We start from the raw sequence: 21,896 nt of genomic DNA, 5'->3' as shown, positions 1-21,896 counted from the left end.
CTTCGTCCCCGTTCACCCCCGTCGCGGTAACGTCGAAGGCCATGAGTGATCGCGCATCCTCACGAACAGCGGAACCCGCCGAAGCCACACCGACACCGACGAGCTCCGTGAACCGCCGGGTCTTCGTCGCCGCCGCGGGCTCGGTCCTCGCCCTCGCCCTCTGGGCACTCGCCTCCCCCGAGACCGCGGAGAGCGTGATCAGCGGCGTGGTCGAGGTCATCACCCGCTGGTTCGGCTGGTGGTACTTCCTCCTCGCGACCGCGATCGTCGGCGTCGTCGTCTTCATCGGCCTCAGCCGCTACGGGAACTACCGGCTCGGCCCGGAGGAATCGCGCCCCGAGTACAGCCTCTTCACGTGGACGTCGATGCTGTTCGCCGCCGGGATCGGCATCGACCTCATGTTCTTCTCCGTCGCCGAGCCCGTGAGCCACTACCTCAATCCCCCGGTCGGCGTCGGGGAGACCAACCACGCCGCCCGCGAGGCCGTCACGTGGACCGTCTTCCACTACGGCCTCACCGGCTGGGCGATGTACGCGCTGATGGGCGGGGCACTGGCCTACTTCGCCTTCCGCCACAACCTCCCGCTCACCATCCGCGCCGCGCTGTATCCCATCCTCGGCAAGCGAGTCCACGGCCGGCTCGGCGACGCGGTCGACGTGGCCGCCGTGCTGGGCACGATCTTCGGAATCGCCACGTCCCTGGGCATCGGCATCGTCCAGCTCAACTACGGCCTGCACGAGCTGTTCGGTATCCCGCAGGGCAAGGCCGCGCAGATCGGCCTCATCGTGCTCTCGGTGATCGTCGCGACGATCTCCGCGACCTCCGGCGTCGACAAGGGCATCCGGCGGCTCAGCGAGCTCAACGTGATCCTGGCGATCCTCCTTCTGGTCTACATCCTGGTGGCGGGCCGGTCCGACTTCCTGCTCAACGGCTTGGTGCAGAACACCGGCGACTACCTTTCGACCTTCCTCGACCGCACCATGGACACGTTCGCGTGGGATCAGGTCAACCCCGAAACAGCGGGCAACGACGCCCGCGGCTGGCTCGACTCGTGGACGTTGTTCTTCTGGGCCTGGTGGGTCGCCTGGGCGCCGTTCGTCGGGCTGTTCCTCGCCCGAATCTCGCGCGGCCGCACCTTGCGCCAATTCGTCCTCGGCGTCCTGGTCGTGCCCTTCAGCTTCATCCTCGTGTGGATCTCGGTGTTCGGGAACAGCGCACTCGAGGTCGCCCGCGGCGACAGGGACTTCGCCGAGGCCACCGCCTCGACCCCGGAGGTGGGCTTCTACTCGCTGCTCGAGAAGTACCCCGGCGCACCGCTGCTGCTCGCCGTCGCGACCATCACGGGCCTGCTGTTCTACGTCACCAGCGCGGACTCCGGCTCCCTGGTGATGGGCAATTTCACCAGTAGGCTGGAGGACCCGATGGCCGATTGCGCGCGCAGCACCCGCGTCTTCTGGTCGTTCGCCATCGGCCTGCTCACCCTCGCGATGCTGTTCGCGGGCAGCGAGGGCTCGATCGCGACTCTGCAGAGGGCCACGATCATCATGGGCCTGCCCTTCTCCTTCGTGCTGGCCCTGGTGGGCCTCGCGCTGCTCCGGGCGTTGCACACCGAGTCCTACAAGCTCGACAGTTACCGCACCTCCCTGCCGAAGTCGCTCGCGGCCGGGCGCGGCAGCGGCGAGCCGGGCGGCTGGCGACGCCGGCTACTCGCGACGGTCCAGTACCCCGGCCGGACTGCCACGCTGAGATTCCTCGAGAACTCGGTGGCGCCCGCGATGCGGGACGTCGCAGCGGAATTCGCCGCCGAAGGCGTGACCGCCACGGTCGACGAATCGGGCCGTAGCGAGACGCTCCCCTCGCCCACACTCAAGGTCGACCTGGCGGGCGAGCCGCATTTCGAGTACTGCGTGTGGCCCGTCTCCGCGCCGGCGCCGAGCTACGCGATCCTCGCGCAGCGCTCCGGCGACCGCTACTTCCGCTGCGAGGTCTACCTCGCCGAGGGCTCACAGGGCTACACGCTGGGCGGGTACACCCGCGAGCAGATCATCGGCGACATCCTCGACCAGTACGAACGGCATCTCGGCTACCTGCACCTGCGCCGCGCCGCCGGCGACCACCACGACGAATCCACCGACCCCCGTACCGATCCCGGCGCCGACGCGTCCACGGAACCCGAAGGGACTCCCGCATGACCGAACCGACCCTGTTCATCGACGGCGCCTGGCGCCACAGCGAGACCGGCGGTACCCGCACCATCGTCTGCCCCGCCGACGGCACCGAGGTCGGCATCGTCGACGAGGCGACCGCCGCCGACACCGAGGCCGCGATCGCCGCGGCGCGCCGCGCCTTCGACACCGGCCCCTGGCCGCACACCCCCGCGGCAGAGCGGGGCGACCTGCTGCTCGCCGTCGCCGACGCGCTCGATCGCCGCCGCGACGAGTTCGCCCGCGCCGAGACCCTCGACACGGGCAAGCGCCTGTACGAGTCCGAGCTCGACATGGCCGACATCGCCGCCTGCTTCCGCTACTTCGGCAAGCTGGCCGGGCAGGACAGCGGCCGCATCGTGGACGCCGGCTCCGCCGACGTCGCCTCGCAGATCGTCTACGAGCCCGTCGGCGTGTGCGGCATGATCACGCCCTGGAACTACCCGCTCCTGCAGGCCGCATGGAAGGTCGCACCTGCCCTCGCGGCCGGGGACACCTTCGTGCTCAAACCCTCCGAGCTCACTCCGCACACCTCGATCCTGCTGATGACGGTGCTCCAGGAGGTCGGACTGCCCGACGGCGTCGCCAACCTCGTGCTCGGCGCGGGAGCACAGGCCGGCGCGCCACTCTCGACCCACGCCGACGTCGATCTGGTCTCCTTCACCGGCGGCCTCGTGACCGGGCGGATCATCGCCGCGAACGCCGCCGCCACCGTGAAGAAGGTCGCGCTCGAACTGGGCGGCAAGAACCCCAACGTGATCTTCGCGGACGCCTGCGCCACCCCCGAGGGACTCGCCGCTGCGGTCGACAACGCGCTCAACGCCGCCTTCCTGCACTCAGGTCAGGTCTGTTCCGCCGGCGCACGCCTGGTGGTCGAAGCGCCGGTGCACGACGTCTTCGTCGACGAACTGGTCCGCCGCGCCGAGGGCATCCGGCAGGGCCTCCCCTACGCCGACGGCACCGAGACCGGGCCCCTGATCTCCGCCGCGCACCGCGACAAGGTGCACGCCTACGTCGAGAAGGCCCGCGAGGACGGGGCGGTGGTCCGCACGGGCGGCGCCTTCGCCACGGGCGATCAGGGTTCGGGTTCCCTGGACCGGGGCTACTTCTACCTTCCGACGGTGCTGGACCAGTGCGACCCGTCGATGGCCTGCGTCCACGACGAGGCCTTCGGACCCACGGTCACCGTCGAGACCTTCACGACCGAGGACGAGGCCGTGGCGATCGCCAACGACACCGAGTACGGCCTCGCAGGTGCGGTGTGGTCCGCCGACGGAGGTCGGGCCAAGCGGGTGGCACGCCGGCTGCGGCACGGCACCGTCTGGATCAACGATTTCGGCCCGTACCTCCCCCAAGCGGAGTGGGGCGGCTTCGGCGCCTCGGGCATCGGACGCGAGCTCGGGCCCACCGGCCTCGGCGAGTACCTCGAAGCCAAGCACGTGTACGAGAACCTGCGGCCGTCCGTGACCGGATGGTTCGCCGAGCGGAAGGACGCGTAAGTGAGCGCTGCGCACACACGGGACGAGGACGTCTTCGACTACGTGGTGGTGGGCGCCGGATCGGCCGGCGCCGCCGTCGCCGCGCGCCTGTCCGAGGACCCGACCGTGACGGTCTGCCTGCTGGAGGCGGGACCGTCGGACGTGGGCGACGAGGCGATCCTGCGGCTCGACCGGTGGATGGAGCTACTGGAATCGGGCTACGACTGGGACTACCCGATCGAGCCCCAGGAGAACGGCAACTCCTTCCTGCGGCACGCCCGGGCGAAGGTGTTGGGCGGCTGCAGCTCCCACAACAGCTGCATCGCCTTCTGGGCGCCGCGCGAGGACCTGGACGCGTGGGAGCGCGATCACGGCGCCGCCGGATGGGGCGCGGATTCGGTGTACCGCCTCTACCCGACGATCGAGACCAACGACGCCCCCGGCGAGCATCACGGACGGACCGGACCGGTGCACATCATGTCGGTGCCGCCGAGGGATCCCTGCGGTGTGGCGCTGCTGGACGCCTGTGAGGCGGTGGGCATCCCGCGGACAGCATTCAACGCGGGCGAGACGGTGATCAACGGCGCCGGTTTCTTCCAGATCAACCGCCGCGCGGACGGGACGCGCGCGTCGTCCTCGGTGAGCTACCTGCACCCGGTGCTGGACCGGCAGAACCTCACGATCCGCACGGGCGCCTGGGCCAAGCGCGTCGTCTTCGACACCACCGGCGAGGTGCCGCGTGCGACGGGCGTCGACGTCACCGACAACGCCTTCGGGCGCACCACGTTCGTGGGCGCGCGCCGCGAGGTGATCGTGAGTGCGGGCGCGATCGACTCGCCGAAACTGCTCATGCTGTCCGGGATCGGCCCCGCGGATCACCTGCGCGAGAACGGCGTCGACGTGCTCGTCGACTCCCCCGGGGTGGGCGCAAACCTGCAGGATCATCCGGAGGGCGTGATCGGCTTCGAGACGAGCCGTCCCATGGTCCGCGAGTCCACGCAGTGGTGGGAGATCGGGATCTTCACCCCCACCGAGTACGGCCTGGACCGGCCGGACCTGATGATGCACTACGGCAGCGTGCCTTTCGACATGCACACGCTGCGGCAGGGCTATCCGACTGCGGAGAACACCTTCTGCCTCACCCCGAACGTCACGCACGCGCGCTCGCGCGGCACCGTCCGGCTGCGGTCGCGGGACTTCCGGGACAAGCCCAAGGTCGACCCGCGGTACTTCACCGACCCCGAGGGGCACGACATGAAGGTGATGATCGCGGGCATCCGTAAGGCGCGCGAGATCGCCGAGGCGGGGCCGCTCAAGGACTGGATCCAGCGGGAGCTGTACCCGGGACCCGGCGCGCAGACCGACGCCGAGCTCGCCGACTACATCCGACGCACCCACAACACCGTGTACCACCCCGCCGGAACGGTGCGGATGGGCGCGGTCGACGACCCGATGTCGCCGCTGGACCCCGAGCTGCGGGTCAAGGGCACCGCGGGGCTGCGCGTGGCGGACGCGTCCGTCTTCCCCGCGCACACCACGGTGAACCCGAACATCACCGTGATGCTGGTGGGCGAGCGGTGCGCGGAGCTCGTCTCGGGCAGCTGACCTTCGGACGCTACAGGCGGGCGGGGAGGCCGAAGGCCTCGAACCGGTCCGCCTGGTCGAGGCACGTGGTCACCCGGGTGATCCGGGCACCGTCGGACTCGAGGACCACGAGGGCGAACGGGCGCATGCCGTCCTCGTCGCCCGGCTCGTACTGCCCGAACGCCGGGGCGCCGTTCGCCGTCGTCGCGACGAGCCGGTGGCCGGCACACGCGTCGCCCGAGCCGAACAGCGCCGCGTAGTCGGCGGCGCCCCGCAGCCAGAACGCGACGGGCGGCATGGAGAAGACCACGTCCTCCGCAAGGAGGGCCGCCAGGCCGGCGACGTCGTGCCGCTCGAAGGCGCGGACGAAACCGTCGAGGAGCCGCTGGTCCACGTCGGGGGCCGGGACGTCCGACGGTGCCGGACCCGCCGCGAGCACCTTCCGCGCGCGCTGCAGCGACGAGTGCGCGGCGGCGGCGCTGATCCCCAGCATCGACGCGGTCTCCGCCGCGCTGTGCCCGTAGACGTCGCGCAGGACCAGCACTGCGCGCTGGGACGGCGTGAGGTGCTGCAGCGCCGCGACGAAGGCCATCCGGATCGTCTCGTGCCGCTCGGCTGCCGCCGCCGGATCGTCGGCGGCGTCCGGGAGGGGCGTGATCCAGCTGCCGGGCCGCAGCTCCGCGGACGCCTGGTCCCCCGCGCCGTTCCGCTCCGACAGGTCCGTCGGGAGGGCCTTGCGCGGAGCGGCGCGCAGCAGGTCGATGCAGTACCGGGACGCGATCGCGTACGCCCAGGTCCGGACGCTCGCACGCGCCGGATCGTAGGTCGCCCGCGCGCGCCACAACCGGAGGAGGACCTCCTGCGCGGCGTCCTCGGCACCCGCACCGTCGCCGATCATCCGGTAGCAGTAGCGAACCAGCTCAGGACGCAGCTCGGCGAGGACATCCTCGCCGAGCACCGCCTCGTCGACCCCCGCCACACCCGCGATCATCCCACGGCGTCCCGCGCCGGAACCGGGTGTCGGCCTGTCGCGATCAGCACGATCGTCAGGGTCGGCAACAGGACGGCCCTCGGACCGTCGCCGAGGACCAGGTCCGAGTCCTCGGCGATCAGGCGCAGGCCCGTGAGATCGACGCCGAAGAACGCGAGGCCCTCCGCGGTCGCTCCCGCCACTGTCGCCGCGAGTACCTCGGGCGCCGGTCCTGGCAAGCCGAGCGGGATCGTGATGTCGAGGCCGTGGATCACCTCGTGCGCGAGGGCGCCCTGTGTCGCCCCGGGGCCGGGCGTCCACCGACTCGCGACGCGGGCCTTCTGGGTCGCGAGCAGCTCTGCGTCGGAGAAGCGGGCGACATCACCGCGGGCGGTCCGGTCGACGGCGAGGTTCACGTCGCCGCCCGCCGCGGTGAGGGCGGCGACGAAGTCCTCCTGCGTCTGGGTGTCGGTCATGTTCAGGTGGGCGACCACCTCGCGGACCCGCCAGCCCGCGCACAGCGAGTCGGCAGCCCACTGATCGGGAGTGAGGGCGTCGAGGAGCTCGGCCATCCGGGCGCGCTCGGCGACGGTGGCGTCGTACAGGTCGGTATCGGTGCGGGTGGTCATGCGTGCTCCTGTGCTCGGAATCGATCGTCACAGGTACATACGAGTGGGGTCGCCAGGATTCGTCGCACGCGGCCGCCGAGGGTGCGGGCCTATCCTGGGGGACATGGCGAACGACTTCACCCGATTCACGGCGGTGGCGGCCAAGCTCGCGCGCGAGCACGGGCCGCGGCTCGCCGCGCAGGTCGTGAACAGTCCTCCGGTCCGCGCGGGGCGCGCGGCGATCACCCAGGTGGTCACGCAGACGGTGAACCAGGCGCTCGGCCTGGAGGCGCCGTCGGAGCCCAAGGAGTTCACGCCCGGCAGGCCCGTGACCCGCACGTCCACGCCCACCGCGCTCATGGCGCGCGGCGTCTTCTACGCGCCGCAGCTCGACGGCCAGGCAGACCCGGGGGAGATCGTGTGGACCTGGGTGGAGTTCGAGGAGACGTCGGGGCCGAACGCGGGCCAGGGGAAGGACAGGCCGGTGCTGGTGGTCGGTCGCTCCGTGAACAGCCTGCTCGGGCTGATGTTGTCCAGCCAGGAGCGGCACCAGGGCGATCCGGAATGGGTCGGCATCGGCTCGGGGCCGTGGGACGCCGAGCAACGTCCCTCCTGGGTGCGGCTCGATCGCGTCCTCGACGTCCCCGAGGACGGGATCCGCCGCGAAGGCGCCGTCCTGGATCGGCGGCGTTTCGACGCCGTCGCGCAACGCCTGCGGGACGACTACGGCTGGACCTGACCTCAGTCCACGACGGCTGCGACGGCCTCCAATTCGACGAGCTGATCGTCGTAGCCGAGCACGGTGACGCCGAGAAGCGTGCTGGGGACGTCGTGGTCGCCGAAGGCGGCGCGCACGACGTCCCACGCCACGACGAGGTCGGACTGCGAGCCTGAAGCGTCACACCGCTATCCGAGCTGCGCCGCGACCTTCTGGGCGGTCTCCTTGGCCGAGCCCGGGTTCTGGCCGGTGACCAGGTTGCCGTCGACGACGGCGTAGGAGACGAACGGGAGCTTGGCCTTCTCGTAGAGCGCGCCCCGCTTCTTCATCTCCTCCTCGGCGTTGTACGGGACCAGCTTGTCGACCCGCGCCAGGACCTCCTCCTGCCAGGCGAAGCCGGTGACCTTCCGGCCGGAGACGAGGTACTCGCCGTTCGAGAGCTTCGTATTGAGCAGGCCGCAGTAGCCGTGGCAGACCGAGGAGACGATGCCGCCGCGCTCGAAGATCTCGCGGCTGATCCGCTGGAGTCCCTCGCTGTCCGGGAAGTCGTACATCACGGCGTGGCCGCCGGTGAAGTAGATCGCGTCGAAGTCCGCCGAGTCGATCTCCTCGGGGTTGCGCGTGTCCTCGAGCAGGGCCATCCGCGCGGGGTCCGCGCGCCACGCCTTGGCGGTCTTGTCGTAGTTGGGGAACTTCAGCGACCGCGGTTCCAGCGGCACCGCGCCACCGTTGGGGCTGACCAGCACTTGGTCGAATCCGGCGTCCTCGAAAACGTGCCAGGCGTGGGTCAGCTCGGAGAGCCACAGGCCCGTCTCGTGCGACGGGTCGTTGTAGTGACCGACGTTGGTGACGACGTTGAGAATGCGCTTCGGCATGACGGTCTCCCGGAGACGACTGCGGTTAACGATGCTTACATTACCGGCTCGCACTCATGTAAGCAATGCACACATCGCAGCTGATGCGCGCGGGTGCGCCATGTCCGGGCGACGTCACGCGAGGCGCGTGATCTCCACGACGACGTCGAGGTCCGAGGCCCCGCCACCGGCGATGACGCCGCGCAGGGGCGGGACGTCGGCGTAGTCGCGGCCCACGCCGACCGAGACGTGCCGCTCGCCGATCGGGACGTCGTTGGTCGGGTCGTAGCCGCGCCATTGCCCCGTCCACGCCTCGATCCAGGCGTGCGACTCCCCCGCCACCGTCGACCCGATCTCCGCGTCGCGCTGCGGGTGCAGATACCCCGAGACGTACCGAGCCGGAATACCGATGCTGCGCAGCAGGAGCAGCGTGAGGTGCGCGTAATCCTGGCACACGCCCTTGCGCTCGTCCCAGGCGTCGATCGCCGACGAGTGCACGCCGGTGGTCCCGGGCACGTAGTCCAGCTCCTCGTGCACCCAGCGACACACCGCGAGTACTGCCTCGTCGGGCTCCAGGTCCTTGACCAGCTTCTTCGCCTGGGCCGTGAGCTTGCGGTGTTTGGGCACGTAGTCCGTGTAGCTGAGGAGCTCGTCGAACCGGTCGCGCACGCGGTCGGTAGCCAGCTCCTCCCACAGGACCACGTCGCCGGCGTCATCGGCCGCCTCGGTCTCGACGACCGAGGCGCCGGTGACCTCGAGCGCGGTGTGCGGGGCGTGCAGGTCGAACGCGGTGACCGCGGTCCCCCAGTAGTCCGTGTAGCGGTAGGCGCGGGTGGCGGGCACCGTCTCCACGCGGTTGAGGATGACGTTCTGCCGCTGGTCGCTGCGCGGCGTCAGGCGGGCCTCGTTGTACGACGAGGTGACCGGTGCGTTGTAGCCGAAACCGGTGGAGTGCACGACTCGAAGACGCCAGCTCACAGCTCCCCCTCCAGGATGGTGTCGATCTCGCCGCGGGCGCGGGCGTCGGTCCAGGCTACGTAGGGCGTCACGTGGAAGTAGCGGGCGGTGACGGCCTCGCCGGCGGCCTGCCCGAGCTCCTGCAGCGCGAGGAGCCGCCGCTGCAGGTCCTCGAGAAGCTCACCGGGGGCGAGGAACTCGAGCTCGCCGCGGGCGCGGCCGAGGAGACGCTGCGCCTCGGTGCGGGTCCCGAGCCGACCCTCGCGCCCGCCTTCGATGGCGTTCAGGCACTCCTCCGCCGTGGTGAGCGCGTGGATCACCGACCGCGGGAACAGCCGGTCGACGAGGATGAACTCCACGACGCGGGTGGCGTCGAGCACGCCGCGATGGGTGCGGAGGTAGGTGTCGTGTGCACCCGTCGCGCGGAGCACCGTGACCCAGGTGGGCGCGTTCGCCCGGTCGCCGGCGCGCGAGAGGAGCAGGCGCACCGCCATGTCCATCCGCTCGATGGACCGCCCCAGGAGCAGGAACCGGTAGCCCTCGTCGCGCGAGAGGGTGGAGTCGGTGAGTCCGGAGAACATCGCGGCGCGGTTCTTGATGTAGTTGAGGAACTCGTGAGGGCCTAGCCGCCGGGCGGCGCGCTCGCGCTCGGCGAGGCCGTTGTAGGTGGCGTTCAGGCACTCCCACATCTCGGAGCTGGTGACCTCGCGTGCGCCGCGGGCGTTCTCGCGGGCCGAGGCGACGGTCGCGGCGATCGACCCGCTGCCCGGGTCGCGGTTGTAGGCGACGACCTCGGTGACCGAGCGCAGGTCCAGCGGCTGGTCGGCGGGCGGCTCGGGGATGCCGAGGACGCGGACCAGCTGCCGGGACACCCGGTCCTCGTCGACGGTGGCGTCCTCGAGGAACTGGTGCACGGTCACGTCGAGCATGCGGGCGGTGTCGTCGGCGCGTTCGGCGTACCGGCCGATCCAGTACAGCGCCTCGGCGTTACGCGCGAGCATCAGGGGCCTCCTCTCGTGCCTGCTGTTGCTGTTGGTCCTGCGAGCTGAGCTCGGGGCCGAGCTCCACCTGCTGCTGTTCGGCGAGATCGCGGCTCGGGACCACCTCCACGCCCTCGAGCTCCGCCTCGGCCACCGAAGAGCGGGCCGCGAGCACCCAGGTGTCCTTGGAGCCGCCGCCCTGGCTGGAATTCACCACGAGGGAGCCCTCGGGCAACGCGACACGGGTGAGGCCGCCGGGCAGCACCCAGACGTCGTCGCCGTCGTTGACGGCGAAGGGCCGCAGGTCGACGTGACGCGGGCGGGCCCGCTCGCCGATCTTGGTCGGCACCGTCGACAGCTGCATGACCGGCTGTGCGATCCAGCCGCGGGGATCCGCGACGACCTTACGGCGGATGGCCGCGAGTTCCTTCTCGCCCGCGTCGGGTCCGAAGACGATGCCGTACCCCCCGGAGCCCTCGACGGGCTTGATGACCAGCTCGTCGATGCGGTCGAGCACCTCCTCGCACTCGTCGTCGAGCCAGCAGCGCAGCGTGTCAACGTTCTGCAGCAGCGGTTTCTCGCCGAGGTAGTAGTCGATGATGTCGGGCACATAGGTGTAAGTGAGCTTGTCGTCGGCCACGCCGTTGCCGACCGCGGAGCTGATCACCACGTTGCCCGCGCGCGCCGCGTTGAGCAGGCCCGCGACTCCGAGCACCGAGTTGGGAAGGAACTGCATCGGGTCGAGGTATTCGTCGTCGATGCGGCGGTAGATGACGTCGACCTGCTGCTCGCCGCTCGTCGTACGCATGTAGACCACGTTGTCGCGGCAGAAGAGGTCCCGGCCCTCGACCAGCTCCACACCCATCTGGCGGGCGAGCAGTGAGTGCTCGAAGTAGGCCGAGTTCGCCATGCCCGGGGTGAGCACGACGACCGTCGGATCGGCCTCGTTGGAGGCCGCGGAGCGGCGCAGGGCCCGCAGCAGGTGCGAGCTGTAGTCGGCGACGGCGCGCACCCGGTGCCGCTGGAACAGGTCGGGGAAGACCTGCGCCATCGTCCGGCGATTCTCCATCACGTAACTCACGCCCGACGGGGACCGCAGGTTGTCCTCCAGCACGCGGAAGGTGCCCTCCGCGTCGCGGATGAGGTCGATGCCGGCGACGTGGATGCGCACGCCGTTCGGCGGGCGGATGCCCGCGGCCTGCCGGTGGAAGTGGGCGCACGAGGTGACCAGACGCTTGGGCACGACACCGTCGCGGAGGATCTCCTGCTCGGAGTAGATGTCGTCGAGGAACATCTCCAGCGCCTGCACGCGCTGCTTGATGCCCTTCTCGAGGCGGTTCCATTCCGCGGCAGCGATGACGCGCGGCACCAGGTCGAGCGGGAAGGGCCGCTCGCGCCCCTCCAGCGAGAAGGTGATGCCCTGGTCGATGAAGGCGGCGCCCAGGGCGTCGACGCGGGCCGCGAGGTCGGACTCGTCGGCCGAGGAGAGAGCGCCGTAGATCCGCTTGTACGGGGTGCGGACGGTGCCGTCGTCCGCGAACATCTCGTCGAACGCTCGCCCGAAAGACGCTGCGTCGTCGTAGCCCGCGAAGAGGGGCGCCTCGTCGGACAGTCGGGGGGCGGCGGCCTGTTTCCGCGTCGCGGACGCTGAGCGTCCCGAGCTGCCGGACTTGGCCTGTTTCTGCGGGGTCACCCGGCCATCGTGCCGCACCGGCACGGTTTCGGCAGCACTCCCGTTCACGGCGTGGCAATGTGGGTGTCGGGCACCGTTCCCGCAGGCGGTACCACGATTTGGGTTGTCTCCGGCCCGCTGGTAACCTGGTGCGTCGGCAGTCAGTACCGGCTTCCCCTTTTCGAGACAAGAGAGTTTGAACGCGTGGCCAACATCAAGTCCCAGATCAAGCGGATCAAGACCAATGAGCGCAACCGCCTGCGCAACCAGTCGGCGAAGTCGTCGCTGCGCACCGCCATCCGCCACTTCCGCGAGGCCGTCGAGGCCGGGGACAAGGCCAAGGCCGGCGAGCTCCTCGTGAGCACCAGCCGCCAGCTCGACAAGGCCGCCAGCGCCGGCGTCATCCACGCCAACCAGGCCGCCAACAAGAAGTCGGCCCTCGCGCTGGCCCTCAACAAGCTCTGATCTTCCGCTAGACGCGCGTATCACCGCGCCGCACCACCCACCGGCACCACGCGGGCCGGCACTGGTGCGGCGCGGTTTTCGCGTATGTCCACTCAGCCCGCGAGCGTGGCGACCTTCCGGACGGCCAGCTCCAACGCGTAGTCGGGGTCGGCCGCCTGGCCCTTGACGTCCGCGTTCGCGGCGGCCACGGCCTGTAGCGCGCCGGCCACGTTCTCGGGGCGCCACCGCCGCGCGACCTGGGTCATCTTCTTGACCTTCCACGGCGCCATGCCCAGCTCCCCCGCGTCCCGGTACTGGTCCGGAGTGCGGCCCAGGCCGCGGATCCGCGCGACGGAGTGCACCGCGTCCGCGAGAGCGTCAGCGATGAGCACGTGCGGCGTGCCACGGTGCTGCGCCCAGCGCAGGGCCTCCAGCGCGGCCGCGACCTGCCCCGCGACGGCCTTGTCGGCGATCTCGAAGCCCGTGACCTCGGCGCGGCCGGCGTAGTAACGGTGCACCGCGGCGAGGTCAACCCGGCCGCCGGTGTCCGCGACGAGTTGGGCGATGGCCGCGGCGAGCTCCCGCAGGTCCTTGCCGACGGAGTCCACCAGCAGATCCACCAGCTCGTCGGAGACGCGCACCTTCTGCGCCCGGAACTCCGACTTCGCGAAGTCGGCCCGGTCGCGCGCGGAGGTGATCGTGGGCACCTCGACGAGCTCGGCGCCCGCCTTCTTCAGCGCCGCGACCATGGACTTCGCCCGGCCGCCGCCGCTGTGCTCGATCACCAGGGTGATGCCGTCCGGGGGGTTCTTCGCCGCCTCGACGATGAGATCCACGGGGGCCTTGCCTGCCTCGGCCGCGGACTCGAGGACGACGATGCGCTCCTCGGCGAACAGCGACGGGCTCAGCAGCTCCACCAGTTCGGACTGATCGACGTCACCGGCGCGGATCCGGGTGACCGGCACTGCGTCACCCGCGCCGCCCGGGAGCCCCATCCCGCCGTCGCCCGCGGTCGCGCGCGCCGACTCGACGATCGCCGAGACCGCCCGCTCCACCAGGAGGCCCTCGGTCCCCACCACCACGTGTACGCGCGCGCTGTCCACCACGGCTCCCATACTTCCAGACCCCACCGACGACGACGCCCGCCACGACGAGCGCCGCCGCGGTGACGGCGCCGCCCGGCACGTCGACCACACCGATCCGAGCGCACCACCGGGCGACGGCGATCACCCACCACAGCTCCGGCCCCGTCGCCCGCACGGCCAGCGCGGCCACGGGCGACGCGATCGGTGCCGCCATCGCTGCGAGCGTCCCCACCACGGTGACGACCGGGATCACCGGCCCCGCCAGCAGGTTCGCCGCTATCCCGCCGAGCGGCACCCGACCCGAGAACGCGATGACGAGCGGCAAGGTCACCACCTGCGCCACGAACGTCACCGCCAGCAGACCCGCCAGCGTGTCCGGAATCCGCGCCGCGACCAGCCGGTCGCGCAGCACGGGCGACCACAGCACCAGCCCCGCCGTCGCCGCCACCGACAGCGCGAAACCGATGTCGCGGGCCAGCGCCGGCCGGACCAGCATGAGCACGACGATCGCAGCGAACAGCGCGACGAGCGGCTGCCTCCCGCGCCGCAGTGCGAGCGCCGCCACGCCCACGAGGCCCATCACCGCGGCCCGCACCACGGATCCGGTGGGCCCCACCAGCCCGACGAAGGCGACGATCGCCACCGTCGTGACCGCGGCCCGCACGGCGAGCGGCAGGCCCACCGCCGCACACAGGCCGAGCACGCACAGCGCGATGATCGCGAAGTTTGCGCCGCTCACGGCCGTGAGGTGCGTCAGACCCGAGTCCTGGAAGTCGCCGCGCACCGTCGGAAGCGTCGAGGACTCGTCGCCGAGCACCAGCGCGGGCAGCAGCCCGGCGGCGTCCACGGGCAGTGCTCCGGCGGACACCGCGGCGAGCGCGCGACGGACCGCGGCGGCGGCCCGGAAGTACGGCGGCGCGCGTCCGAGCACCGTCGGTTCCCCGGACCCGACGAGGACGGCCGCGACGAGCCCCGGCCGCGTGCTCCGCAGCACGGTCGCGCGGATCGCCACCCGCTCGCCCGGGACCAGCGGGCCGAGATCCTGTGTCGCGCCGAGCAGGAGCACTCCGCCGCGCGCCGGCACCGCGACATCGGTCCGCACCACGAGCGCGGTGGCGGGCACGAGCACCCGCGACGCATCGAGATGCCCGCCGGGATCCCCGGACCGCTGCCGCGGCCACTCGTCGACCTCCAGCACCACTTCGACCGGGCCCGCGCCGTCGAATGTGGCGATAGCGGCGCGCTCCCTGTCGTGCACGCGCACGGCGACCGAGGCCGCAACCCCCGCGCCCAATCCCGCCGCGGCAGCCACCACGAGGCACACCGCCTGAGCCAGCGGCCGCGGGTCGCGCCGCCGGAAGGCCACCGCGCCCACCGCGAGCGCCGCCAGCGCGCCGGTGATCCACCACGCGATGGTTGCTGAAGTCAGCGCGAGTGCGGCGGCCGACCAGCAGACGATTCCCGCCGGGAGCAGTCGCAGGTCGAGCCTCTCGTCCACGTCACACCGTGGCCATCGGCTTGATCTTGGCGAGCTTCGCGTCGCCGATGCCGCTGACCTTCCCCAGGTCGTCGACGGTGCGGAAGGGCCCGTTCTTGTCGCGGTACGCGATGATCGCGGCCGCGGTCGCCGCGCCGACGCCGGGGAGCCGGTCGAGCTCGGTCGCGCTCGCGGTGTTGATGTTCACCGCACCGGCCGCGGCGGCCCGGTGCCGGTCGCGGGCCCCGCCGACGTTCCCGCCGTCGCCCCGGCCACTGGGTTTCCCGGACGCACGGAGCTGCGGAGAGTCACGCCGGCCTTCGGATCGACGACGCCGACGACCACCTGATCACCGTCCCGCAACGGCTGCGCCAGATTCAGGCTGGCGGTATCGGCCCCGCCGAGGGCGCCGCGAGCGGCGGTGAGCGCGTCGGCCACCCTCGCGCCCGCCCGCAGGCGGTGCAGTCCGGGCGCGCGCACCAGCCCGACGACCGCCACGACCAGCTCGGACGGTGCCGCGCCCGGCGCGGGCGCAGCGCCGGCCCCCGCCGAGACCGACGCCGGTCTCGCTGACGGCGATGCCGGCCCCGTCGACGAGGACGGCTCCACCGACGACGACGCGCCCGCGAAGTCGACCATCGGGTACTGCCCGCCGCCCTCGCGCGCTGGTCCGAGCACCGCCACCGCCGCGACGACGGCGGCGACCAGCCCCACCACGACGAGAGCGATCGCGGCCCGCGGCGTCGTCCGCACCTTCTCGACCGTCGAGCGCCACCCGGTGGGCTCCTGATCGTCCCAGAAGTCGTCGTCCTCGATGCGCACCCGCCGGGACGGGCCGGGCGCGCGGGCGGCATCGTCGTCCGGCCACCCGCCGTCGCGCCGCTCGGGGCCCTCCACCCGATCCGGCGCGAACTCGTCCAGCCAGGCGGGTCGCGCGAAGACCTGATCGTCCGTTGCGCCGGCCCCGGGCGCCGCTTCTCGTTCGCCGTTCATGCGTCGAACCGTAGGCCCGGGGGCACCGTCGGAACGCCGCCACGGCCCGGGAATCACTGCGCCTGTGGAAAACCCCGAACCTGTGGAGAAACCGCTCCGGCGCGCCGGCACCGTCGTCGCGGTGTGCTAGGCGGAATCCGCCCCGTCGGCCAGCGCCGGCGCGACGGCGACGCCCACCGCGCCGGGGCCGAGGTGCGCGGCGATGGTGCCGCCGAACGGCCCGATCACCAGCTCCACGAGCTGCGGAAACTCGCCGCGGACGAGCTCCGCGACACGCTCCGCGGCCTCGGGGGCCTCGACGTGGTGCACCGCCACCCGGGCGGGCCGGTTTCCCAGGTGCCGTGAGGCGAGCGCGGCGAGCTGGTCCCGCGCGCGGGAGACGGTACGGGTGTTGCGCTCGGAGACGATCCGACCGTCCTGCAGCCGCAGCACGGGCACGATCTGCAACGCGCCGCCCAGCAGCTTCGCCAATGCGCTCACGCGGCCGCCGGCCCGCAGGTGGTCGAGCGTCGCGACGCAGAAGAAGCCCTCCGCACCGTCGAGGACCCGGCGCGCGGCCTCGGCGACCTCGCCCGCGGACGCACCGGCGCGGGCCAGTCGCGCGGCCTCAAGGACGCCGAAGCCCATGGCCATGTCGATGCTGCGCGAGTCGATCACCGTGATGTCCGCGTCGATGAGCGCCGCCTGCGTGACCGCGGTGGAGTACGTCGAGCTCAGCTGCGAACTCATCGTGATCACCACGACCCCGGCGCCGTCGGCCTCGGCGACCGCCGCGGCGAGCACCTCCCGGACCTCGCCCACCGACGGGCCCGAGGTGGTGACGCCCTCCTTGACGAAACGCTCCGCCTGATAGCCGGTGCCGTAGTCGATGTACTCGCTCTCGCCCGACAGGACATGCAGCGGCAGGACGTGGATGCCCAACTCGGCGACGCGCTCGGGGGCGATCGCGGCCGAGGCATCGGTCACCACGACGACGCTCATCGCGCACCCCCTTCCGCACCACGCAGGGCGCGCAGCACCCGCTGCGCCACCCGCTCGTGCATCTCGAACGACCAGTGGATCCCGTCGATGTTATTGATCCCCAGGTCGAACGACCAGTCGCACAGGTCACGCACGGGCGCGGTCGGCACCCCGGCTCCGTCCGACCACGCGCGCATCGCCCGCTGCGTGCGCGCCCACCCCGGGTGCGCGAAGGAGTAGGCCAGCGCACGATGCGTGGGCGGTTCGACGAGCGCGATCGGCGCCTCCGGCCGCAGCGCGCGCAGAGAGTCGTAGGTCTTGCCGAGGTAGTCGATGGTGACCTTCGGCGGCAGCGCCATCGGCCAGCCCACGGGCGCGAACACCTTCTGGATCGTCGCGTAGCCGTCGCGGGCGCGAGCCCGCAGCGACGCGGGCCGCAGGTAGCGGATCTGCTCGCGGATCGCGGTGGGCAGCGGCGAGGGCAGCGAGTCCATGCCGCCGAGCGCCAGCACCGCCGCCTCGACGGTGGGCACGACCGCCCAGACCCGCGGGTCCTGCGTGATGCACCACCAGCCGTCGCGCGTGGTCCAACCGACGCGGGCGAAGAGCTCGCAGCGCAGGCCCAGCTCGGCGGCCACCAGGTTGGGCCAGATCCGCGGGTCGGAGGTCGGCAGCGCACCCTCGGGTCCGTAGAAGCCCAGGGAATCGCTGAGCACCAGGAGCGTGCCGGCCGGGGCGTCGCTCACTGGACCTCGGGAGCCACATCCGACGACGCGTTCCACACGTCGAGCCGCCAGCGCGGCACGTCGCCGTGCCCGGAGAGCTGCACCCAGCTGCAGTTGCCGAGGCCACCGAGGATCGGCCACGACGTGACCGGAAGGTCCAGTAGGCGGGCGGTGAGGGCCGCGACGAGGCCGCCGTGCGCGACGAGCACGACGGGGCGCTCGGAGTCGCCCCACTCGGGCAGCCGCTCGATCAGCTCCTCCACCAGCGGGTACGCGCGAGCCGCGACGTCCACGCGAGCCTCACCGCCGGGTGGCGCCCACTCGGGTGCGTCGCGCCAGCGCAGTCGCGCCCCGGGCATGTAGGCGTCGACCTCGCCGTGAGTCATCCCCTGCCAGTCGCCCAGCATGGTCTCCCGCAACCGGATGTCGGTCTCGACGGTGCCGCCGGTCACCGCGGCGAGCGCGTCCGCGGTGTCCCGCGCGCGCCGCAGGTCGGAGCTGACGATGGCGACGGGGTCGCGGTCGCCGAGCGCGTCGGCGGCCGCCGCGGCCTGGCGCCGCCCCAGGTCGGTGAGGTCGGTGTCGAGCTGGCCCTGCATGCGGCCCTCGGCGTTCGACGCGGTCTGGCCGTGCCGGAGCAGGATGAGCCGGCGCACGGTCGGGGTCAGGCGCTCGATCGACGAGTCGAGACCGTCCTCCACGTGCATCAGGCGTCCTCGCGGTCCCCGTCGGTGCCCGCGGAGCCGTCGGTCGGGGCGTGCTCACCCAGGCCCTCGACCTCGATGCGCGGACAGTCCTTCCACAGCTTCTCGAGCGCGTAGTACTCGCGCTCCTCCTCGTGGAAGACGTGCACGACGATGTCGAGGAAGTCCAGTAGCGCCCAGCGCCCCTCGCGGGCACCCTCGCGTCGGGTGGGCTTGACGCCGGCCTCGCGGAGCTTGTCCTCGACCTCCTCGACGATCGCGTTCACCTGCCGCTCGTTGCTCGCGGACGCGATGACGAAGGCCTCCGTCAGCACGAGCTGCTCGGAGACGTCGAGCACGACGACGTCGCTCGCGAGCTTGTCGTCGGCCGCGCGGGCCGCGACGGTGGCGAGCGTACGGGCCTGATCGGATGCGGTCATGATCCTCCTGGGTTCACGGTCTTGTCCGGCGCCGGGCGGCTCTGGTAGAGAGCGCGCTTGGCGATGTACTGCACCACGCCATCGGGTACCAGGTACCAGACGGGCCGTCCGGCGTCGGCACGCGCGCGACAGTCGGTCGACGAGATGGCCAGCGCGGGCACCTCCACGAGGAACAATCTATCCTTCGGCACGTCCGACAGGTGATCCGCGGCCAGTTGGTAGCCGGGCCGCGAGACGCCGATGAAGGTGGCGAGGCCGAACAGCTCCTCCCAGTCCTGCCAGCTGAGGATCGACGCGAGGGCATCGGCGCCGGTGATGAAGAACAGTTCGGCGTCGGGGTTCTGCCGCCGCAGGTCGCGCAGCGTGTCGACGGTGTAGGTGTCGCCGCCGCGGTCGATGTCCACACGGCTCACGGAGAAACGCGGGTTCGAGGCGGTCGCGATGACCGTCATCAGGTACCGGTCCTCGGCGGGCGTGACCTCGTTCTTCTGCCACGGACGGCCGGTCGGGACGAAGATCACCTCGTCGAGGTCGAACCGGTCCGCCACCTCGCTGGCGGCCACGAGGTGCCCGTGGTGGATCGGGTCGAAGGTCCCACCCATGACGCCGAGGCGACGGCGACCGGCGGTGCTGGACTCACGCATAACCGCCCATTCTATGCGTCCCGCCGACGGATCAGACGGGCAGCAGGCGCCCGATGACGTCGGCCAGCTGCCCCGCGGTGCGGCACTCGTACATGTCGATCAGCCGCCCGTACTTGTCCGCGACCGAGTCGCCGGTCCCCCACGAGGCCCTCCGCTCGGGGTTGAGCCAGAAGGCGTGCCGCGCCCTCTGGACGAGCTCGTCGAGCTCCGCGAGCGCCGGGTCGGTGTGGTTGGACCGGGCGTCGCCGAGGATGAGCAGCGTGCCGCGGTGCGTGACAGCCTCGGGGAAGTCGCGAACGAAGGTCCGCAGCATGTTGCCGTAGTCGGAGCCGCCGAACCGCGCGACGTCGGTCTCCCGGATCACGCGGTCGAACATGTTCACGACGGTGTCCACGGTGAGCGTGCGGGAGGGATCGATGTAGTCGGTGATCTCGTCCACGGAGTCGACGAAGCCGAACACCCGGATCTTGGAGAATTCGGCGCTGAGCGCGTGCGTGAGCAGCAGCGTGAAGTTGGAGAACCCGGCGACCGAGCCCGAGAGATCGCACAGCAGCACGAGTTCGGGCTTGGTGGGCCGGGGCCGACGGTGCGCCAGGTCGATCGGCACGCCGCCGGTCGACATCGACTGCCGCAGCGTGCGCCGCAGGTCGATCGGCCCCCGGCGGGCGCGGCGCCGCCGCACCAGCAGGCGCGTGGACAGTTGCCGGGCCAGAGGCCGCACGGTCTGCTCCATGCGGTGCAGTTCGGTGCGGGTGGCGGCGAAGAAGGCAATGTTCTCCGGCAGCTGCGGTGCGGCGTACTTCGCGACGGCCTCGGGCCCCCGTCGGGCGGCCATGGCGACCGAGGTGAGCTCGGTGACCCGCTCCGTGAGCCCGGCCACGCGCGAGCGGGCCACCCGGCGGGCGGACTCGTACTCGAAGCTGCCGGGCGCGGCGCCGTCCTCGCCCGCGGCGGCGAGGAGGCCGTCGGCGATTGCGGCGATGAGCGTCTGCGGGTTGAGCGCCTTGAGCGCCTGGTACGAGGAGAAGGCGGTGCCGGTGGCGGAGTTGTACTCGCCCAGCTGCTCGACGATCTGGCCGGCGATGCCGTCGTGGTCGCCGCCCGCGACGAGCGCGGCGATTGCCTCCTGGCGCAGCGCCTCGCGGACCGCGTCCGGGTCGGGCGGGGTGCCGGCGGCGGGCATCGTCAGCCGATCGGGGTCCCCGGGCACGCCGGAGCAGCCTTCGCCGCCACTACCGGAGGCGCCCGCGGCACCGTCGGACAGGGTTCCGAAGCCGCCCCGGACGGGGAAGTAGAGGTCGAAGATCACGTCGAAGGTTTTGCGGTGCATCTGCTCCCGCAGCAGGACTGCGGCGAGACCCTCGCGGAGCTGGGCGCGGTCGGAAAGGTCGAGCACCGTCAGCACCTCGGCCGCGGTGATCGCCTCGCCGGGGCCGATCGCCATGCCGCGCTCGCGCAGCGTGCGGACGAAGGCGTGCAGGTGCGCATCCAGCGGCGTGCCGGTGCCCGGACCCTGCACGGAGGTCACGACAGGCCCAGCGCCGCGGCGGCGGTCTCGATGTCGATCTGGTGCTTGAGCACCACCCCGAGCGTCGAGCGGAGCGCCGCCGTGTCGATGGAGCCGCTGGCGCTGCCGGTGATGCCGAGCGCCAGCAGCGTGCGGCACCAGTCCAGCGTCTCCGAGACCGACGGCTTCTTCTTCAGGTCCAGGCCGCGCAGCGTGGAGATGACGCGCAGCAGCTGCTGGGCCACCTCGGTCGGCAGGTCGGGGACGCGACTGCGGATGATCGACAGCTCCAGCTCGGCGTCGGGGAAGTCGATGTGCAAGTAGAGGCAGCGGCGCTTGAGCGCCTCCGACAGCTCGCGGGTGGCGTTGGAGGTGAGGAACACCAGCGGCTTGCGCTCGGCGACGATGGTCCCGAGCTCGGGCACCGTCACCGCGTAGTCGGAGAGGACCTCGAGCAGCAGGCCCTCGAACTCGAGGTCGGCCTTGTCGGCCTCGTCGATGAGCAGAACCGACGGTCCGCCGTCGCGCACGGCCTGCAGGAGGGGGCGCGGCAGGAGGAACTCCTCGGAGAAGACGTCCTGTTTGGTCTCGTCCCAGTCGCCGCCACCGCCGGTCGACTGGATGCGCAGGATCTGCTTCGCGTGGTTCCACTCGTACAGGGCGCGCGCCTCGTCGATGCCCTCGTAGCACTGCAGGCGGACGAACCGGGCGCCGCGGGCCTGCGCGCATGCGCGGGCCAGCTCGGTCTTGCCGACGCCGGCGGGGCCCTCCACCAGGAGCGGCTTGCCCAGCCGGTCGGCGAGGAAGACGGCCGTGGCGGTGGCGACCGACGGGATGTAGCCGGTCTCGCGCAGCGCCGCGGCGACGTCGTCCACGCTGGTGAACAACGCGGTGGGCGCAGGGGTCGTGATGT

Annotated in this window: 22 protein-coding genes and 1 pseudogene; 5 read left to right on the top strand and 18 right to left on the bottom strand. The window is 71.7% G+C overall.

The annotated features are described in order from the left end of the window. The first annotated feature begins 41 nt into the window (after positions 1-41). From betT to FK529_RS10080, 3 genes are read left to right on the top strand one after another with little or no spacing between them, the layout of a single operon-like run. Positions 42-2,192, top strand: a complete 2,151-nt coding sequence (gene betT / locus FK529_RS10090) for a choline BCCT transporter BetT (RefSeq protein WP_146560853.1) — start codon at positions 42-44, stop codon at positions 2,190-2,192. Next, positions 2,189-3,703, top strand: coding sequence for an aldehyde dehydrogenase family protein (locus FK529_RS10085; protein ID WP_146560852.1), 1,515 nt, complete (start codon positions 2,189-2,191; stop codon positions 3,701-3,703). Before betT ends, FK529_RS10085 begins: the two co-directional genes overlap by 4 nt. Next, positions 3,704-5,287: a GMC family oxidoreductase gene (locus FK529_RS10080; RefSeq protein ID WP_146560851.1), complete on the top strand. Its 1,584-nt coding sequence runs from the start codon at positions 3,704-3,706 to the stop codon at positions 5,285-5,287. 10 nt (positions 5,288-5,297) lie between these two features. Here the strand turns inward: FK529_RS10080 and FK529_RS10075 are convergent, their stop codons facing one another. Together FK529_RS10075 and FK529_RS10070 are read right to left on the bottom strand one after the other, a co-directional pair. Beyond that, positions 5,298-6,245: an RNA polymerase subunit sigma-70 gene (locus FK529_RS10075; protein ID WP_158635095.1), complete on the bottom strand. Its 948-nt coding sequence runs from the start codon at positions 6,243-6,245 to the stop codon at positions 5,298-5,300. Positions 6,246-6,253: 8 nt separating this feature from the next. Then, positions 6,254-6,865, bottom strand: coding sequence for a maleylpyruvate isomerase family mycothiol-dependent enzyme (locus FK529_RS10070; protein WP_146560849.1), 612 nt, complete (start codon positions 6,863-6,865; stop codon positions 6,254-6,256). Between the two features lie 103 nt (positions 6,866-6,968). On the opposite strand from FK529_RS10070, the gene FK529_RS10065 reads away from it, so the two are divergent. Further along, entirely contained in the window at positions 6,969-7,583 is a 615-nt protein-coding gene (locus FK529_RS10065; RefSeq protein WP_146560848.1) for a type II toxin-antitoxin system PemK/MazF family toxin, read from the top strand. Between the two features lie 2 nt (positions 7,584-7,585). Here the strand turns inward: FK529_RS10065 and FK529_RS10060 are convergent. The 5 genes and pseudogenes from FK529_RS10060 to FK529_RS10040 all read right to left on the bottom strand — a co-directional run. Further along, positions 7,586-7,741: pseudogene (locus FK529_RS10060) on the bottom strand (RidA family protein); the annotation flags it as partial. Between the two features lie 9 nt (positions 7,742-7,750). Continuing rightward, entirely contained in the window at positions 7,751-8,437 is a 687-nt protein-coding gene (locus tag FK529_RS10055; RefSeq protein WP_146560847.1) for a type 1 glutamine amidotransferase domain-containing protein, read from the bottom strand. Between the two features lie 114 nt (positions 8,438-8,551). Then, on the bottom strand, positions 8,552-9,394 hold the full coding sequence (locus FK529_RS10050; RefSeq protein ID WP_146560846.1) for a transglutaminase family protein: 843 nt from the start codon (positions 9,392-9,394) through the stop codon (positions 8,552-8,554). After that, complete coding sequence (locus FK529_RS10045; protein WP_146560845.1) at positions 9,391-10,374, bottom strand: alpha-E domain-containing protein; 984 nt, start codon at positions 10,372-10,374, stop codon at positions 9,391-9,393. The genes FK529_RS10050 and FK529_RS10045 overlap by 4 nt, the downstream gene beginning before the upstream one ends. Beyond that, the gene (locus FK529_RS10040; protein WP_231703037.1) at positions 10,361-11,896 is read right to left on the bottom strand and encodes a circularly permuted type 2 ATP-grasp protein; all 1,536 of its coding nucleotides are present in this window, start codon (positions 11,894-11,896) and stop codon (positions 10,361-10,363) included. The genes FK529_RS10045 and FK529_RS10040 overlap by 14 nt, the downstream gene beginning before the upstream one ends. Before the next feature lie 333 nt (positions 11,897-12,229). Here FK529_RS10040 and rpsT point away from each other — a divergent pair, with 333 nt between their 5' ends. Further along, positions 12,230-12,490: a 30S ribosomal protein S20 gene (gene rpsT / locus FK529_RS10035; RefSeq protein ID WP_146560843.1), complete on the top strand. Its 261-nt coding sequence runs from the start codon at positions 12,230-12,232 to the stop codon at positions 12,488-12,490. Positions 12,491-12,582: 92 nt separating this feature from the next. Here rpsT and holA read toward each other — a convergent pair whose 3' ends face one another. From holA to FK529_RS09980, 11 genes are all read right to left on the bottom strand, one after another. After that, entirely contained in the window at positions 12,583-13,524 is a 942-nt protein-coding gene (holA, locus tag FK529_RS10030; RefSeq protein ID WP_166436402.1) for a DNA polymerase III subunit delta, read from the bottom strand. Further along, on the bottom strand, positions 13,439-15,052 hold the full coding sequence (locus FK529_RS10025) for a ComEC/Rec2 family competence protein (RefSeq protein ID WP_146560841.1): 1,614 nt from the start codon (positions 15,050-15,052) through the stop codon (positions 13,439-13,441). Before FK529_RS10025 ends, holA begins: the two co-directional genes overlap by 86 nt. 1 nt (position 15,053) lies before the next feature. Beyond that, complete coding sequence (locus FK529_RS10020) at positions 15,054-15,239, bottom strand: ComEA family DNA-binding protein (RefSeq protein WP_146560840.1); 186 nt, start codon at positions 15,237-15,239, stop codon at positions 15,054-15,056. After that, positions 15,236-16,024, bottom strand: coding sequence for an SLBB domain-containing protein (locus FK529_RS10015; RefSeq protein ID WP_146560839.1), 789 nt, complete (start codon positions 16,022-16,024; stop codon positions 15,236-15,238). Before FK529_RS10015 ends, FK529_RS10020 begins: the two co-directional genes overlap by 4 nt. A gap of 126 nt (positions 16,025-16,150) precedes the next feature. Next, positions 16,151-17,005: a DegV family protein gene (locus FK529_RS10010; protein WP_146560838.1), complete on the bottom strand. Its 855-nt coding sequence runs from the start codon at positions 17,003-17,005 to the stop codon at positions 16,151-16,153. Next, positions 17,002-17,730 (bottom strand): diglucosylglycerate octanoyltransferase, encoded by a 729-nt coding sequence (octT, locus tag FK529_RS10005; protein WP_146560837.1) that lies wholly within the window; start codon positions 17,728-17,730, stop codon positions 17,002-17,004. The genes FK529_RS10010 and octT overlap by 4 nt, the downstream gene beginning before the upstream one ends. Beyond that, complete coding sequence (locus FK529_RS10000; protein ID WP_146560836.1) at positions 17,727-18,416, bottom strand: histidine phosphatase family protein; 690 nt, start codon at positions 18,414-18,416, stop codon at positions 17,727-17,729. The genes octT and FK529_RS10000 overlap by 4 nt, the downstream gene beginning before the upstream one ends. Beyond that, positions 18,416-18,832, bottom strand: a complete 417-nt coding sequence (rsfS, locus tag FK529_RS09995; protein ID WP_146560835.1) for a ribosome silencing factor — start codon at positions 18,830-18,832, stop codon at positions 18,416-18,418. The genes FK529_RS10000 and rsfS overlap by 1 nt, the downstream gene beginning before the upstream one ends. Continuing rightward, positions 18,829-19,476 carry a nicotinate-nucleotide adenylyltransferase gene (gene nadD, locus FK529_RS09990; protein ID WP_146560834.1) on the bottom strand — a complete coding sequence of 216 codons (648 nt, stop codon included), beginning with the start codon at positions 19,474-19,476 and terminating at the stop codon, positions 18,829-18,831. The genes rsfS and nadD overlap by 4 nt, the downstream gene beginning before the upstream one ends. A 31-nt stretch (positions 19,477-19,507) precedes the next feature. Next, complete coding sequence (locus tag FK529_RS09985; protein ID WP_331456322.1) at positions 19,508-21,004, bottom strand: vWA domain-containing protein; 1,497 nt, start codon at positions 21,002-21,004, stop codon at positions 19,508-19,510. Beyond that, on the bottom strand, positions 21,001-21,894 hold the full coding sequence (locus FK529_RS09980; RefSeq protein WP_146561043.1) for an AAA family ATPase: 894 nt from the start codon (positions 21,892-21,894) through the stop codon (positions 21,001-21,003). The genes FK529_RS09985 and FK529_RS09980 overlap by 4 nt, the downstream gene beginning before the upstream one ends. Positions 21,895-21,896 lie beyond the last annotated feature (2 nt).

Source organism: Tsukamurella asaccharolytica (assembly GCF_007858435.1).
GTDB lineage: Bacteria > Actinomycetota > Actinomycetes > Mycobacteriales > Mycobacteriaceae > Tsukamurella > Tsukamurella asaccharolytica.
The sequence above is the reverse complement of the archived record's forward strand: the minus strand, read 5'-3'. Positions and strand labels throughout refer to the sequence as shown.

Bases quoted from the DNA above. Each gene is read 5' to 3' on its own strand.
- betT (WP_146560853.1), top strand. From the start codon at position 42: ATGAGTGATCGCGCATCCTCACGAACAGCGGAACCCGCCGAAGCCACA.
- FK529_RS10085 (WP_146560852.1), top strand. From the start codon at position 2,189: ATGACCGAACCGACCCTGTTCATCGACGGCGCCTGGCGCCACAGCGAG.
- FK529_RS10070 (WP_146560849.1), bottom strand. From the start codon at position 6,865: ATGACCACCCGCACCGATACCGACCTGTACGACGCCACCGTCGCCGAG.
- FK529_RS10065 (WP_146560848.1), top strand. From the start codon at position 6,969: ATGGCGAACGACTTCACCCGATTCACGGCGGTGGCGGCCAAGCTCGCG.
- FK529_RS10055 (WP_146560847.1), bottom strand. From the start codon at position 8,437: ATGCCGAAGCGCATTCTCAACGTCGTCACCAACGTCGGTCACTACAAC.
- FK529_RS10045 (WP_146560845.1), bottom strand. From the start codon at position 10,374: ATGCTCGCGCGTAACGCCGAGGCGCTGTACTGGATCGGCCGGTACGCC.
- FK529_RS10040 (WP_231703037.1), bottom strand. From the start codon at position 11,896: ATGTTCGCGGACGACGGCACCGTCCGCACCCCGTACAAGCGGATCTAC.
- FK529_RS10015 (WP_146560839.1), bottom strand. From the start codon at position 16,024: ATGAACGGCGAACGAGAAGCGGCGCCCGGGGCCGGCGCAACGGACGAT.
- FK529_RS10010 (WP_146560838.1), bottom strand. From the start codon at position 17,005: ATGAGCGTCGTCGTGGTGACCGATGCCTCGGCCGCGATCGCCCCCGAG.
- FK529_RS10000 (WP_146560836.1), bottom strand. From the start codon at position 18,416: ATGCACGTGGAGGACGGTCTCGACTCGTCGATCGAGCGCCTGACCCCG.
- rsfS (WP_146560835.1), bottom strand. From the start codon at position 18,832: ATGACCGCATCCGATCAGGCCCGTACGCTCGCCACCGTCGCGGCCCGC.
- nadD (WP_146560834.1), bottom strand. From the start codon at position 19,476: ATGCGTGAGTCCAGCACCGCCGGTCGCCGTCGCCTCGGCGTCATGGGT.